The organism is Oceaniovalibus sp. ACAM 378 (genome assembly GCF_008085915.1).
In the GTDB taxonomy this organism is placed as follows: Bacteria; Pseudomonadota; Alphaproteobacteria; order Rhodobacterales; family Rhodobacteraceae; genus Oceaniglobus.
In genome coordinates this window covers 367,806-381,133 of the sequence record NZ_VSJK01000001.1, presented here as the reverse complement: position 1 = coordinate 381,133, position 13,328 = coordinate 367,806, and the positions used below count along the sequence as shown (strand labels likewise).

At 59.6% G+C, this 13,328-nt stretch carries 11 protein-coding genes; 8 read left to right on the top strand and 3 right to left on the bottom strand.

Translation table 11 applies throughout. From position 1 onward, the window contains the following. Positions 1–78 precede the first annotated feature (78 nt). Complete coding sequence (gene moaA, locus FQ320_RS01710) at positions 79–1,083, bottom strand: GTP 3',8-cyclase MoaA (protein WP_148469371.1); 1,005 nt, start codon at positions 1,081–1,083, stop codon at positions 79–81. Positions 1,084–1,094: 11 nt separating this feature from the next. Here moaA and FQ320_RS01705 point away from each other — a divergent pair, with 11 nt between their 5' ends. Beyond that, entirely contained in the window at positions 1,095–1,709 is a 615-nt protein-coding gene (locus tag FQ320_RS01705) for a hypothetical protein (RefSeq protein WP_148469369.1), read from the top strand. Between the two features lie 21 nt (positions 1,710–1,730). Here FQ320_RS01705 and hisH read toward each other — a convergent pair whose 3' ends face one another. Beyond that, positions 1,731–2,372 (bottom strand): imidazole glycerol phosphate synthase subunit HisH, encoded by a 642-nt coding sequence (hisH, locus tag FQ320_RS01700; RefSeq protein ID WP_148469367.1) that lies wholly within the window; start codon positions 2,370–2,372, stop codon positions 1,731–1,733. A gap of 4 nt (positions 2,373–2,376) precedes the next feature. Next, positions 2,377–2,964 (bottom strand): imidazoleglycerol-phosphate dehydratase HisB, encoded by a 588-nt coding sequence (gene hisB, locus FQ320_RS01695; RefSeq protein WP_148469365.1) that lies wholly within the window; start codon positions 2,962–2,964, stop codon positions 2,377–2,379. 256 nt (positions 2,965–3,220) lie between these two features. Between hisB and phbB the strand changes: the two genes are divergently transcribed. From phbB to FQ320_RS01660, 7 genes are all read left to right on the top strand, one after another. Further along, positions 3,221–3,946, top strand: coding sequence for an acetoacetyl-CoA reductase (gene phbB / locus FQ320_RS01690; protein ID WP_148469363.1), 726 nt, complete (start codon positions 3,221–3,223; stop codon positions 3,944–3,946). 57 nt (positions 3,947–4,003) lie between these two features. Then, on the top strand, positions 4,004–6,658 hold the full coding sequence (gene aceE / locus FQ320_RS01685) for a pyruvate dehydrogenase (acetyl-transferring), homodimeric type (RefSeq protein WP_148469361.1): 2,655 nt from the start codon (positions 4,004–4,006) through the stop codon (positions 6,656–6,658). A 21-nt stretch (positions 6,659–6,679) separates the two neighbouring features. Beyond that, positions 6,680–7,957, top strand: a complete 1,278-nt coding sequence (gene aceF / locus FQ320_RS01680; RefSeq protein ID WP_148469359.1) for a dihydrolipoyllysine-residue acetyltransferase — start codon at positions 6,680–6,682, stop codon at positions 7,955–7,957. A gap of 15 nt (positions 7,958–7,972) precedes the next feature. Continuing rightward, a complete protein-coding gene (gene lpdA / locus FQ320_RS01675) occupies positions 7,973–9,736 on the top strand; it encodes a dihydrolipoyl dehydrogenase (RefSeq protein ID WP_148469357.1) in 1,764 nt (587 codons plus the stop codon). Between the two features lie 13 nt (positions 9,737–9,749). Next, the gene (locus tag FQ320_RS01670; RefSeq protein WP_148469355.1) at positions 9,750–10,214 is read left to right on the top strand and encodes a phasin family protein; all 465 of its coding nucleotides are present in this window, start codon (positions 9,750–9,752) and stop codon (positions 10,212–10,214) included. A 65-nt stretch (positions 10,215–10,279) separates the two neighbouring features. Beyond that, positions 10,280–11,851 carry a Re/Si-specific NAD(P)(+) transhydrogenase subunit alpha gene (locus tag FQ320_RS01665; RefSeq protein WP_148469353.1) on the top strand — a complete coding sequence of 524 codons (1,572 nt, stop codon included), beginning with the start codon at positions 10,280–10,282 and terminating at the stop codon, positions 11,849–11,851. A 13-nt stretch (positions 11,852–11,864) separates the two neighbouring features. Next, positions 11,865–13,310 carry an NAD(P)(+) transhydrogenase (Re/Si-specific) subunit beta gene (locus FQ320_RS01660; RefSeq protein WP_148469351.1) on the top strand — a complete coding sequence of 482 codons (1,446 nt, stop codon included), beginning with the start codon at positions 11,865–11,867 and terminating at the stop codon, positions 13,308–13,310. Positions 13,311–13,328: the final 18 nt, after the last annotated feature.

The window sequence follows — 13,328 nt, the reverse complement described above, 5'->3', positions numbered from 1 at the left end:
GCGGGATATAGACGCGCGGGCAGGCAGGCGCAATCGGTCGCGCATCCGATCCCGGCGTCATTCCACTAGGGCCGACCCCTAGCCGCCGGTATGGCTCATGTGGCGGGTCATCTGCCCATCGGCGCGTTGACGGGAATAGTCGAAATCGTGTCCCTTGGGCTTATGCGCGATGGCGTTCCGGATCGCCTCTTCCAGCGCGGTGTCATCTTCGGACACCCGAAGTGGCGCGCGCAGATCGGCCATGTCTTCCTGCCCCAGACACATGTACAATTCACCGGTGCAGGTCAGCCGAACCCGGTTGCAGCTTTCGCAGAAATTATGGGTCAGTGGGGTGATGAAGCCGATCTTCTGCCCGGTTTGTTCCAGTTGCACATATCGCGCCGGACCGCCCGTGCGTTCGGCCAGATCAATCAGCGTATAACGTTCGGCCAACCGGGCGCGCAGATCGTCCAGTGACCAATATTGATCCAGCCGGTCCTCGTTGCCGAGATCGCCCATGGGCATGACTTCGATCCAGGTCATGTCGCAGTCACGGGCGGCGCACCATTCGGCCAGAGTGAACAACTCGTCCTCGTTAAAACCCTTCAGCGCGACGGCGTTGATCTTGACCCGCAGACCGGCGGCCTGTGCCGCGTCGATGCCATTCATGACCTGCGCCAGACGGCCCCAGCGGGTGACGCGGGCAAATTTCGCCTCGTCCAGCGTGTCAAGCGACACGTTGATCCGCCGCACCCCGGCCGCCGCCAGATCGGCAGCGAATCGCGACAGTTGCGACCCGTTGGTCGTCAGCGTCAACTCGTCCAGATCGCCGGATTCAAGATGCCGTGACATGGCGCGGAAAAACGTCATGATGTCGCGCCGCACCAAAGGTTCGCCGCCGGTGATCCGCAATTTGCGTACGCCAAGCCGGATGAAGGTCGAACACATGCGGTCCAGTTCTTCGAGCGTCAAAAGCTCTTTCTTGGGCAGAAACGTCATGTTTTCCGACATGCAGTACAGGCAGCGGAAATCGCACCGGTCGGTGACGGACACCCGAAGGTAAGAGATGGCGCGCTGGAAGGGATCGATCAATGGTGCATTCATGACTCGAGACTATGCACGGCGACCCTTCGCTGCAAGGGCGATTGACCGTTGAACCGGCAGGCGGTCACCACTATTCTCAAACGATGAACAATATATTTCCCTTGGGGTTCGCCGCGTTGCTCGCCGTTTCGGCCTGTTCGCAAGATCAGGTTCCGGCGTTTCTGCGCCCCGGCGAAAAGCCGCCCGCTGGCGGTTCCGCGCCGCTGGATCCGACCCGTCAGGTCCAGCCCGGCAGTGCAGACCTGAGCGATGAGGTGCGTGCCGTGGTCAGTGCGCCAACTCCGCCAAGCGCCGCCCGCACCGCCGAGGAATTTGACACAACCACTTCTGATCAGCGGACGGCGGCCAAAGCGGCGGCGGCGGCAGATGGAGGCGAAACCCGGTTGGGCGAAACCGTGGCGTCGCTCGGCGATCCGACCAAGTCAGGGTTTTGGATCAAGTCACCTCTGGTCACCAAGGCCGGGCAGGGGCGGATCGAGTATCCTGCGACCGGAAAATCGGCACTGGTCGAACTGATCCCGCTGGTTGGTCCAGCATCGGGGGGCAGTCAGGTGTCGCTGGCGGCGCTGCGTCTGGTCGAGGCGCCGATCACCGATTTGCCCACGCTGGTGATCTACGCCCGATAGCAGGGTGCGACGCACTGGCGGTCAGGGCCGCCAGTGCAGGAAGTTCGCGATCAGACGCAATCCGGCCGCCTGACTTTTCTCAGGGTGAAACTGGGTGCCGACGCAGTTTTCATGCGCCACGACAGCCGTGATCGGCCCGCCGTAATCGCAATGGGCGATTCGTTGAACGGGGTCGGCCATCGCCATGTGATACCCGTGAACGAAATAGGCGTGGTCGCCCGTCGCCAGCCCCGCAAGCACCGGATGCGGACGGTCGATCACCAGATCGTTCCATCCCATGTGCGGCACCTTCAGGGATGTATCGGCGGGATCGATTGCCACGACATCGCCGGTAATCCAGCCCAGACCTGCGGTTTCGCGATACTCGAACCCGCGAGACGCCATCAGTTGCATTCCAACACAGATGCCCAGAAACGGACGGGCCCGCACTTCAACCGCGTCAATCAGTGCGGCGTAGAGTGCGGCGTGATCCTCCATCAACGCGTCACGGCAGGCCGGAAAAGCGCCATCGCCGGGCAGGACAATCCGGTCGGCGCGGGCCACATCGCGCGGATCGGCCGACACGATAACCTCACCGGCGTCGGTTTCGGCTGCCATCCGCTGAAACGCCTTCAGGGCCGAGTGCAGGTTGCCGCTGTCATAATCAATCAGAACTGTCAGCATCTCGTCACAGCGCGCCTTTTGTCGACGGCAGGATATCGCCCATGCGCAGGTCGGGTTCCACCGCCTGACGCAGAGCGCGGGCAACCGCCTTGAACGTGGCCTCGGCGATGTGGTGACTGTTGAACCCGTGCAACCGGTCGATGTGCAGGGTGATGCCGCCATGGGTGCTGAACGCCTGAAAGAACTCACGCAGCAGTTCGGTATCGAAGGTGCCGATCTTTTCGGTCGGCAAATCGACGTTCCAGATCAGAAATGGCCGCCCCGACAGATCCAGCGCACAGGCCACCTGCGCGTCGTCCATCGCCAACCGGCAATCGCCATAACGACGGATGCCGCGCTTGTCGCCCAACGCCTGTGCCAGCGCCTGACCCAGCGCGATTCCGGTGTCTTCGACCGTATGATGGTCGTCGATATGCAGATCGCCCTTGGCGCGCACCGTCATGTCAATCAGCGCGTGGCGCGACAACTGGTCCAGCATGTGATCGAAGAACCCGACACCGGTGGAATTGTCGTACTGCCCGGTACCGTCGAGATTGATCTCGACTGTGATCTGGGTTTCCGCAGTCTGGCGGGTTATAGTGGCCTTGCGCATCGGATGTCCTCGGGTTTGGTAGGTGGTGTTTAGCCGGGGCGCGCATGGCTTGGAAGGGAAATGGAAGGTCTCTTGCCACAACGCAGGTATCGTGTTCCTTATGAAGGGGAATAGTCTGCAATAGCCGGAGTCGGGAGGGAAGACGCCAGGATTGCATAGCCGCGTTGCGTGATCGCGTGGTGTCGTCGCGTCAAGGCCTCCGATATGGAAGCGACAGTTCGTAAAAAATAGACCGAATAACGTCGGAGGAGACAAGATGGGACGTGTGGCACTTGTAACCGGAGGAACCCGGGGAATCGGCGCGGCAATTTCTGTGGCGCTGAAAGACGCCGGATACACCGTTGCGGCAAACTATGCCGGCAATGATGAAGCGGCGAAGAAGTTTACCGGCGAAACCGGAATCAAAACATATAAGTGGTCGGTCGCCGACTATGATGCCTGTACCGCGGGCATTGCACAGGTCGAAGCAGATCTTGGCCCGGTCGAGGTTCTGGTAAACAATGCCGGAATCACCCGTGACGCGATGTTTCACCGCATGACGCCGCAACAGTGGCGTGAAGTGATCGATACCAATCTGTCGGGCGTGTTCAACATGACCCATCCAGTCTGGCCCGGGATGCGGGAGCGCAAGTTTGGCCGCGTGATCAACATCAGTTCAATCAATGGCCAGAAGGGGCAGGCGGGGCAGGCGAACTATTCCGCGGCCAAGGCCGGCGATCTGGGCATCACCAAGGCGCTGGCCCAAGAAGGTGCGCGTGTCGGAATCACCGTGAACGCAATCTGTCCCGGCTATATCGGCACGGAAATGGTGCTCGCCATTGATGAGAAGGTGTTGAACGAAAAGATCATTCCGCAGATTCCCGTTGGCCGTCTTGGCGAACCTTCGGAAATTGCCCGTTGTGTGGTGTTTCTGGCAGCCGATGATGCCGGTTTCATTTCAGGCAGTACGGTCAGTGCCAATGGCGCACAGTTCTTCGTATAATTCTTGAAAATCCCGATGCATTATCCTGCTACGATGCGCCCTGAGAAGGAGACGTAAATGAAAGACGGTACCCCCGACATCGATCCGGTCGAATCCCAGGAGTGGCAAGAGGCGATCGAAGATGTGATTGCCCGCGATGGTGCGAACCGCGCCCATTTCCTGTTGGACAAAGCCGTGCAACAGGCCCGCGCGGCCGGTGCAAACCTGCCGTTCAGTGCGACGACGCCCTATCAGAACACGATACCTTCTGACGAACTGCTGGAATTGCCCGGCGATCAGGCCATGGAGTGGCGGATTCGCACGATCAACCGCTGGAACGCCATGGCCGTGGTTGTGCGCCGCAACAAGGAATCGTCGGAATACGGCGGCCATATTGCATCTTTCGCCAGTTCGGCGGTGATGTATGACATCGGGCTGAACCATTTCTGGCGCGCCAAATCGGCGACCCATGGTGGCGATCTGGTGTTCTTTCAGGGCCATATCGTGCCGGGCATCTATGCCCGCTCGTTCATGGAGGGGCGGTTCTCGGAAGAGCAGATGGAGAATTTCCGCTCTGAAGTCGCCGGAAGCGGTCTGTCGTCCTATCCGCACCCTTGGCTGATGCCCGATTACTGGCAGTTCCCGACCGTCTCGATGGGGCTTGGCCCGCTGATGGCGATCTATCAGGCGCGGTTCATGAAATACATGCACAACCGGGGCCTTATCGACATGGCCGACCGCAAGGTGTGGTGTTTCCTTGGCGACGGCGAGATGGACGAACCGGAATCATTGGGTGCCATTGCTCTGGCGGCGCGTGAAAAGCTCGACAACCTGATCTTCGTCGTCAACTGCAACCTGCAACGGCTCGACGGGCCGGTGCGCGGCAACTCGAAGATCGTGCAGGAGCTTGAGGGTCATTTCCGCGGCGCGGGCTGGGAAGTGCTCAAGGTGCTGTGGGGCAAGGGTTGGGACGAACTGCTTGAAGTGGACGTCACCGGACGACTGCGCCAGCTGATGGATGAAACCGTCGATGGTGATTACCAGACGTTCAAATCCAAAGACGGCGCTTATATCCGCAAACATTTCTTCGGCAAATACCCTGAAACGGCGGCGCTGGTCGAAGACTGGACTGACGATCAGATCTGGGCGCTGCGCCGTGGCGGACACGATCCGCAAAAGGTGTATACCGCGTTCAAACGTGCCACCGAAGTTAAGGGTCAGCCGACCTGCCTGTTGGTCAAGACCATCAAGGGTTATGGCATGGGCAAGGCCGGTGAGGGGATGAACACCTCGCACCAGCAAAAGAAGATGGTCGAGGAACAGCTGCGCGCGATGCGCGACCGGTTCGATATCCCGGTCAGCGACGAAGATCTGCCGAACGCGCCTCTGGTCAAGTTGAACAATGCGCAAAAGGCCTATCTGGTCGACCGGCGCAACGAACTCGGCGGAGAATTCCCCAAGCGTTACACAGGTGCGCCCGCGCTTGAAATCCCGCCGTTGGAGAGCTTCAAGGCACAGTTGCAGGGAAGCGGCGAGCGTGAAATCTCGACGACCATGGCCTTTGTGCGCATCCTGACCACACTGTTACGCGACAAGAAGATCGGCAAGCAGATCGTGCCGATCGTGCCGGATGAATCGCGTACCTTCGGGATGGAGGGGCTGTTCCGCAGCATCGGCATCTATAATCCGCTGGGGCAAAACTATACCCCCGAGGACGCCGAGCAGATGATGTTCTATAAGGAAACGACCGACGGTCAGGTCCTTCAGGAAGGCATCAACGAAGCGGGTGCCATGGCAGACTGGATCGCGGCGGCAACGTCGTATTCCAACCACGGCGTCCCGATGATTCCGTTCTATATTTACTATTCGATGTTTGGCTTTCAGCGGATCGGCGATCTGGCCTGGGCGGCGGGCGATTCCCGTGCGCGCGGGTTCATGTTGGGCGGTACGGCAGGGCGCACAACGCTGAACGGCGAAGGATTGCAGCACGAGGACGGGCATTCGCACATCCTTGCGTCCACCATCCCGAACTGCATCACCTATGACCCGACGTTCCAGCATGAAGTCGCGGTGATCATCCAGCACGGCATGCAGAAGATGTACGGCGAAAATCAGGATGTTTACTATTACCTGACCCTGATGAACGAGAACTATATCCATCCCGAGATGCCCATGGGCTCGGAGGAAGGTATAATCAAAGGGTTGTATGCCCTGTCGCGTGAAAAGAAGCCCGGCAAGAAGCACGTCAACCTGATGGGGTCGGGGACGATCCTTGTGCAGGCAATGAAGGCGGCCGAAATGCTCAAGGCCGATTTCGGAGTGACCTCTGACATCTGGTCGGCGACCAGTTTCAACGAACTGGCCCGTGACGGTCAGGATTGTGCCCGCCACAACCGGTTGAACCCACTCGCCGAGCAGAAGGTGCCCTATATCACCAAGACGCTGGCAGGGGCCAAGGGGCCGGTGGTGATCGCGACCGACTATATGAAGAACTATGGCGAACAGGTGCGGGGGTTCATTGAACAACCCCTCAGCATCCTCGGTACCGATGGCTATGGCCGCTCGGACAGCCGGGTCAACCTGCGCCGTTTCTTCGAAGTCGATCCGAACCATATTGCCGCCGCTGCCATGGTCGAACTTTACAAGCTCAAGGCAGTGACCAAGGCCGATCTGGAAAAAGCACTGAAGAAATATGACATCGACGGCGGGAAACCCAACCCGCGTCTGGTGTAAGCCGAATATCAGGAGAAAAACATGAGCATCGAAGTTAAGGTTCCCGATATCGGCGATTTTTCGGATGTGCCGGTCGTCACCGTTCTGGTCGCAGTGGGCGACACGGTGGCCAAGGAAGATCCGCTTGTCGAACTTGAATCCGACAAGGCGACGCTGGAGGTGCCGTCCCCGGCAGCCGGCAAGGTGAAAGAGATCAAGGTGTCCGAGGGCGATAAGGTCTCGGAAGGCTCGCTGATCCTTGTGCTGGAAGGCGAGGCGGCAGAAGAATCGTTGGGGGATGACGCGTCCGCCCCCAAGGAAGAAGCGGAAAAACCTGTCGAACAGGCGTCGCAAACATCGGCACCGGCACCCGCCACGCCTGCAACGCCCGCGGCCGCCGTGATGGACACCGGATTTTCCAAGGCGCATGCCTCGCCCTCGGTGCGTGCTTTCGCCCGCAATCTTGGGGTTGATCTGTCACGGGTGAACGGGTCGGGCCGCAAGGGCCGCATTCTGCGCGAAGACATCACCGCAACGTTCAAGACAACCGGCCCGGCTACCTCTGCCGCTTCGACCCAAGGCTCGGGAATCCCACCAATCCCGCCGGTCGATTTCAGCAAGTTCGGCCCGGTCGAAAACGTGGACATGTCGCGGATCAAAAAGCTGTCTGGCCCCGCGCTGCATCGCTCGTGGCTGAACATTCCCCATGTGACCCACAACGAAGAGGCCGACATCACCGACCTCGACAAGTACCGCAAAGAGCTGGACACAGCGGCCAAGGCCGAAGGCTATCGGGTGACTTTGCTGTCCTTCCTCGTCAAGGCCAGCGTTTCGGCGTTGAAAAAGCATTGGGAATTCAACAGCTCGATCCATCCCGACGGTGACAAGCTGATCAAGAAGGATTTCTTCAACATCGGTTTCGCCGCCGATACGCCGAATGGTCTGATGGTTCCGGTGATCAAGGATGCCGACCGAAAAGGGATCGTCGAGATCAGCAAAGAACTTGGCGATCTTTCGGCACAGGCCCGCGACGGCAAGTTGAAAAGCGCGGATATGCAGGGCGCGACCTTCACCATCTCGTCCCTTGGCGGGATCGGCGGTACGTCTTTCACGCCGATCGTCAACGCGCCCGAAGTTGCTATTCTGGGCCTGACGCGCAGCAAGATGGCACCGGTCTGGGATGGCGAAACATTCATCGCGCGCAATATGCTGCCGATGTCGCTGTCATATGATCACCGTGCCGTGGACGGCGCACTGGCGGCGCGGTTCTGCGTCCATCTGAAATATCTGCTGGGCGATGCCCGGCGGTTGATGCTGTAAGGGGGGGGCGACATTATGGAAGTCAAAGTACCCGATATCGGCGATTTCAAGGACGTTCCGGTCGTCACCATCCTCGTGGCGGTGGGTGATACGGTCGCCAAGGAAGACCCGCTGATCGAACTCGAATCCGACAAGGCGACGCTGGAAGTTCCCAGCCCCGCCGCCGGAAAGATCAGCGAAATCAAGATCAAGGAAGGCGACAAAGTCTCGGAAGGCTCGCTGATCCTCGTGATGGAAGGCGCCGAGGCCAAAACCGGCGAGGAGGGCGCGAAAGCGTCCGAGGAGCCCACCGCACCTGCACCCGCATCCGCGCCCGAGACGCCCAAACCCGTCGCCGCAACAGGCAGCGCGACCGGCAAGGGCGATCAGCACGCCGAAGTGGTCGTGCTTGGCTCCGGCCCCGGTGGCTATACCGCCGCATTCCGTGCTGCCGATCTGGGCAAATCCGTCATCCTGATCGAAAAATACGCCACTTTGGGCGGAGTTTGCCTGAACGTCGGCTGTATCCCGTCCAAGGCGCTTTTGCATGCCGCCAAGACCGTCAGCGAAGCGGATGACATGGGCGACCATGGCATTACCTTCGGCAAGCCCAAGATCGATCTGGACAAGCTGCGCGGCTGGAAAGATGGTGTCGTCAACCAGTTGACCGGTGGCCTGAAAGGGCTGGCCAAGGCGCGCAAGGTGACGACCGTGCAAGGATACGGCAAGTTCACTGGCCCCAATATGATCTCGGTCGATACCGGCGAGGGCACCACCACCATCAGTTTCGATCAATGTGTGATCGCTGCCGGGTCGGAATCGGTAAAGCTGCCGTTCATCCCCCATGATGATCCCCGCGTTGTCGATTCGACCGGTGCGCTTGAACTCGCTGACATTCCGAAACGGATGCTGGTTCTGGGCGGCGGAATCATCGGTCTTGAAATGGCGACGGTCTACGAGGCGCTTGGGTCAAAGATCACCATTGTCGAGCTGATGGACCAGATTATTCCGGGCTGTGACAAGGACATTGTCAAGCCGCTGCACTCCCGCATTTCCAAGCGTTACGAGAATATCCTGCTCAAGACCAAGGTCACGGGTATTGAGGCGCAGAATAGCGGGCTCAAGGTCACCTTCGAAGATGACAAGGGGAAGACCAGCACCGATACCTTCGACAAGGTGCTGGTGGCCGTCGGGCGTCGTCCGAACGGCAAGCTGATCGATGCCGAAAAGGCCGGTGTCGCCGTGGACGAACGCGGTTTCATTGCCGTGGACAATCAGCAGCGCACCGGTGTGCCGCATATTTTTGCCATTGGCGATGTGGTCGGACAGCCGATGCTGGCGCATAAGGCGGTGCATGAGGGCAAGGTCGCAGCCGAGGTTGCGGCGGGGCACAAACGCTTCTTTGACGCGCGTGTGATCCCCTCGGTCGCATACACTGACCCAGAGGTCGCTTGGGTCGGCGTCACGGAAAACGAGGCGAAGGCTAAGGGGATTAAATACGCCAAGGGTGTGTTCCCATGGGCCGCTTCGGGCCGTTCGTTGGCAAACGGGCGAAGTGAGGGTATCACCAAGCTGCTGTTTGATCCTGCTGACGACCGGATCATCGGCGCGGCCATCGTCGGAACCAGTGCCGGAGATCTGATCTCCGAGGTTGCGCTGGCCATCGAGATGGGGGCGGATGCCGTCGATCTGAGCCACACGATCCACCCGCACCCGACACTGAGCGAAACGGTGAATTTTGCCGCTGAAATGTACGAGGGTACGATCACCGATCTGATGCCACCGAAGAAACGCCACTGAAAAGGAGCCCGCAATGGCCCAGAAGAACCCGTTCGATATGTCCGAGATGTTCAAGGCGTTCGATCCCGCCGAGATGACAAAGATGTTTCAACCGCAGAACATGTTCGCCATGTTCCAACCCCAAACGCCGCAGATGTTCGACATGGAAGGCATCATGAAAGCCAACCAGCGCAATTTCGACGCGCTGGGTGAGGCGAACAAGGCTGCAGCCAGCGCCTATAAGGATATGCTGGACAAGCAGATGGATGTCTTTGGTCAGATGACCAATGCGGTGCGCGAACAATATCAGTGGGCCGAAGACAACGTCGGCCCCGATACTCTGAAAGCCAAGCAGCAGTCGATGAACGAAGCTGTCGAAGAGGCGCTTTCGATGATGAAGAAACTGGCCGACGCCAGTCGCGAGGCGAACGAGAAAGCCTTTACTGACCTCAAGGGTCAGGTGTCAGAAGCCGTTGACGGTATGAAGAAGAAAAAGTGACTGTCGCTTGACGCTAGGAAAGTGCGCGGGCATGAACGTCCGAGATAATTTCAGGGAGTTTGTTCATGCTGATTGGGACACCAAAAGAGCTGTTTGAGGGCGAGCGACGAGTCGCTCTGACACCTGACAGCGCCCGCGCATTGGCCAAACTTGGTCATTCCGCCATTGTTGAATCCGGCGCGGGCGACGCGGCCGGGTTCAACGATGAGGCTTACCGCGAGGCGGGTGTCGAAGTCGGGTCGGCCGCCGATGTCTGGTCACGCGCCGATGTCGTGACCAAGGTTCGTCCGCCAAAAACCGACGAAGTGTCACAACTGCACGATGGGCAGTTGCTGATCTCGTTCTTCAACCCGGCGGGCAACGCCGAGTTGATGGAACAGGCACGCGGCACGGGGGCTTCGGTCATCGCCATGGAAATGGTGCCCCGGATCAGCCGTGCGCAAAAGATGGATGCGCTGTCCTCCATGGCCAATATCGCCGGTTATCGCGCGGTGATCGAGGCTGGCAATAACTTTGGCCGTTTCTTCACCGGGCAGGTGACCGCAGCGGGCAAGGTGCCACCGGCCAAGGTGCTGGTGATCGGGGCAGGGGTCGCCGGACTGGCCGCCATCGGTACGGCAACCAGCCTTGGCGCGATTACCTATGCCTTTGACGTGCGCCCCGAAGTGGCCGAACAGATCGAATCCATGGGCGCCCAGTTCGTCTATCTCGATTTTGAGGAAACGTCGCAGAACAGCGCCGCCACCGGCGGCTATGCCGCGCCGTCTTCCCCGGAATTCCGCGAGAAGCAACTCGACAAATTCCGCGAGATGGCGCCCGACATCGACATCGTCATCTGCACCGCCCTGATCCCCAACCGTGAAGCGCCCGAGTTGTGGACGCCCGACATGGTTGAGGCGATGAAGCCCGGATCGGTGATCATCGATCTCGCGGCAGAGCGCGGCGGCAACTGCAAACTGACCGTCCCTGACGAAAAGATCGTCACCGACAATGGCGTGACCATCGTTGGCTATACCGATTTCCCGTCGCGTATGGCGGCGCAGGCATCGACGCTTTATTCCAACAACATCCGTCACATGCTGACCGATCTGACCCCCGAAAAGGACGGTACGATCGTCGTCAACATGGAGGATGACGTGATCCGCGGGTCAACCGTTGCCCATAAGGGTGAGATCACCTGGCCGCCACCGCCACCGAAGATCAATGCAATCGCCGCCGCTCCGAAAAAGGAGAAGCCGCGCGAGTTGACGGTTGAGGAAAAGCGCGCTCAGGAAGTTGCGGCATTCCGCGCTGCAACCAAATCTCAGGTCGGGCTGCTGCTGGTCGGTGGATTGCTGATGGCGATCGTTGGCGCATACGCTCCGGCGTCGTTCATGCAGCACTTCATCGTTTTTGCGCTGGCCTGTTTCATCGGCTTCCAGGTGATCTGGGGCGTCGCCCATTCGCTGCACACGCCGCTGATGGCGGTGACCAATGCGATTTCCGGCATCGTGATTGTCGGCGCATTGTTGCAGATCGGCTCGGGCAGCTATCTTGTCGTGCTGCTGTCGGTGATCTCGGTTCTGATTGCATCCATCAACATCGTTGGCGGTTTTCTGGTGACACGCCGGATGCTTGCCATGTTCCAGAAATCCTGAGGAGACGATGATGATGAGCATCGGAATTCAATCCGCGGCCTATATTGCCGCATCGATCCTGTTCATCCTGTCTCTGGGTGGGCTGAAAAATCAGGAAAGCGCCAAACGCGCCATCTGGTACGGCATCGTGGGCATGGCGCTGGCCGTGTTCGCCACGGTGTTCGGACCGGGGGTGCAGAACCTGTTCCTGATCCTGCTCGCCATCGCGGTGGGGTCTTTGGCCGGGTATTACATCGCCGCCAAGGTGCAGATGACCGACATGCCGCAGCTTGTCGCGGCATTGCACAGTTTCGTCGGACTTGCGGCAGTGTTCATCGGTCTCAACGCCGACATCATGCTGTCTGGGGTCACCGCCATGCGTGACAGCGGCGTGTCGCTGGCCGATGCCGACCTGACCGGGTTTGGCGAACTGCTGTGGCACAAGAACTCGGTGGAAGTCGCCATTCTGAAGGTCGAGGTGTTCCTTGGCATCTTCATTGGCGCGATCACCTTCACCGGCTCTGTCGTTGCCTTTGGCAAGCTGGCGGGGCGGATCTCGGGTGCGCCGAAGAAACTGCCGGGCGGTCATATGCTGAACGCCGGAACACTGGCGCTCTGCGTGATCCTGGGGCTGATGTATTTCAACGGCGCCGGTATCTGGACAATGTTCCTGGTGACCCTGATCGCAGGCTTCATCGGCTGGCACCTGATCATGGGCATCGGCGGCGCGGATATGCCCGTCGTGGTTTCCATGCTCAACAGCTATTCCGGCTGGGCGGCGGCGGCGATCGGCTTTACGCTCGGCAACGATCTGCTGATCGTGACGGGCGCGCTGGTCGGGTCAAGCGGCGCGATCCTGTCCTATATCATGTGTCGTGCGATGAACCGAAAGTTTGTCAGCGTCATCCTTGGCGGCTTTGGCGGCACCACCGGCCCGGCGATGGCGGTCGAGGGTGAACAGATCGCCATCGACGCCGACGGCGTGGCAGCCGCGCTCGAGGATGCGGACAGCATCATCATCATCCCCGGTTACGGCATGGCCGTGGCACAGGCTCAGCAATCGGTCAGCGAGTTGACCAAGCGCTTGCGTGCCAAGGGAAAAGAAGTGCGGTTTGCGATCCATCCGGTCGCCGGGCGTCTGCCGGGGCACATGAACGTGCTGCTGGCCGAGGCGCGTGTGCCCTATGACATCGTGCTGGAAATGGACGAGATCAACGACGATTTCCCGAAAACCGACGTGGCCATCGTGATCGGGAGCAACGACATCGTGAACCCGGCGGCGCAGGATGATCCCAACAGCCCCATCGCCGGTATGCCGGTTCTGGAGTGCTGGAAGGCGAAACAGGTGTTTGTGTCCAAGCGCGGGCAGGGCACCGGATATTCGGGCATCGAAAATCCGTTGTTCTACAAGGAAAACACACGGATGTTCTATGGCGATGCGAAGAAGTCGCTGGACGAATTGCTGACGAAAATCAGCTGACGTCCGGCCAGAGCGTGC

Coding starts and splice junctions, on each gene's coding strand:
- moaA (WP_148469371.1), bottom strand. CDS start 1,083: ATGAATGCACCATTGATCGATCCCTTCCAGCGCGCCATCTCTTACCTT.
- FQ320_RS01705 (WP_148469369.1), top strand. CDS start 1,095: ATGCACGGCGACCCTTCGCTGCAAGGGCGATTGACCGTTGAACCGGCA.
- hisH (WP_148469367.1), bottom strand. CDS start 2,372: ATGCTGACAGTTCTGATTGATTATGACAGCGGCAACCTGCACTCGGCC.
- hisB (WP_148469365.1), bottom strand. CDS start 2,964: ATGCGCAAGGCCACTATAACCCGCCAGACTGCGGAAACCCAGATCACA.
- phbB (WP_148469363.1), top strand. CDS start 3,221: ATGGGACGTGTGGCACTTGTAACCGGAGGAACCCGGGGAATCGGCGCG.
- aceE (WP_148469361.1), top strand. CDS start 4,004: ATGAAAGACGGTACCCCCGACATCGATCCGGTCGAATCCCAGGAGTGG.
- aceF (WP_148469359.1), top strand. CDS start 6,680: ATGAGCATCGAAGTTAAGGTTCCCGATATCGGCGATTTTTCGGATGTG.
- lpdA (WP_148469357.1), top strand. CDS start 7,973: ATGGAAGTCAAAGTACCCGATATCGGCGATTTCAAGGACGTTCCGGTC.
- FQ320_RS01670 (WP_148469355.1), top strand. CDS start 9,750: ATGGCCCAGAAGAACCCGTTCGATATGTCCGAGATGTTCAAGGCGTTC.
- FQ320_RS01665 (WP_148469353.1), top strand. CDS start 10,280: ATGCTGATTGGGACACCAAAAGAGCTGTTTGAGGGCGAGCGACGAGTC.
- FQ320_RS01660 (WP_148469351.1), top strand. CDS start 11,865: ATGAGCATCGGAATTCAATCCGCGGCCTATATTGCCGCATCGATCCTG.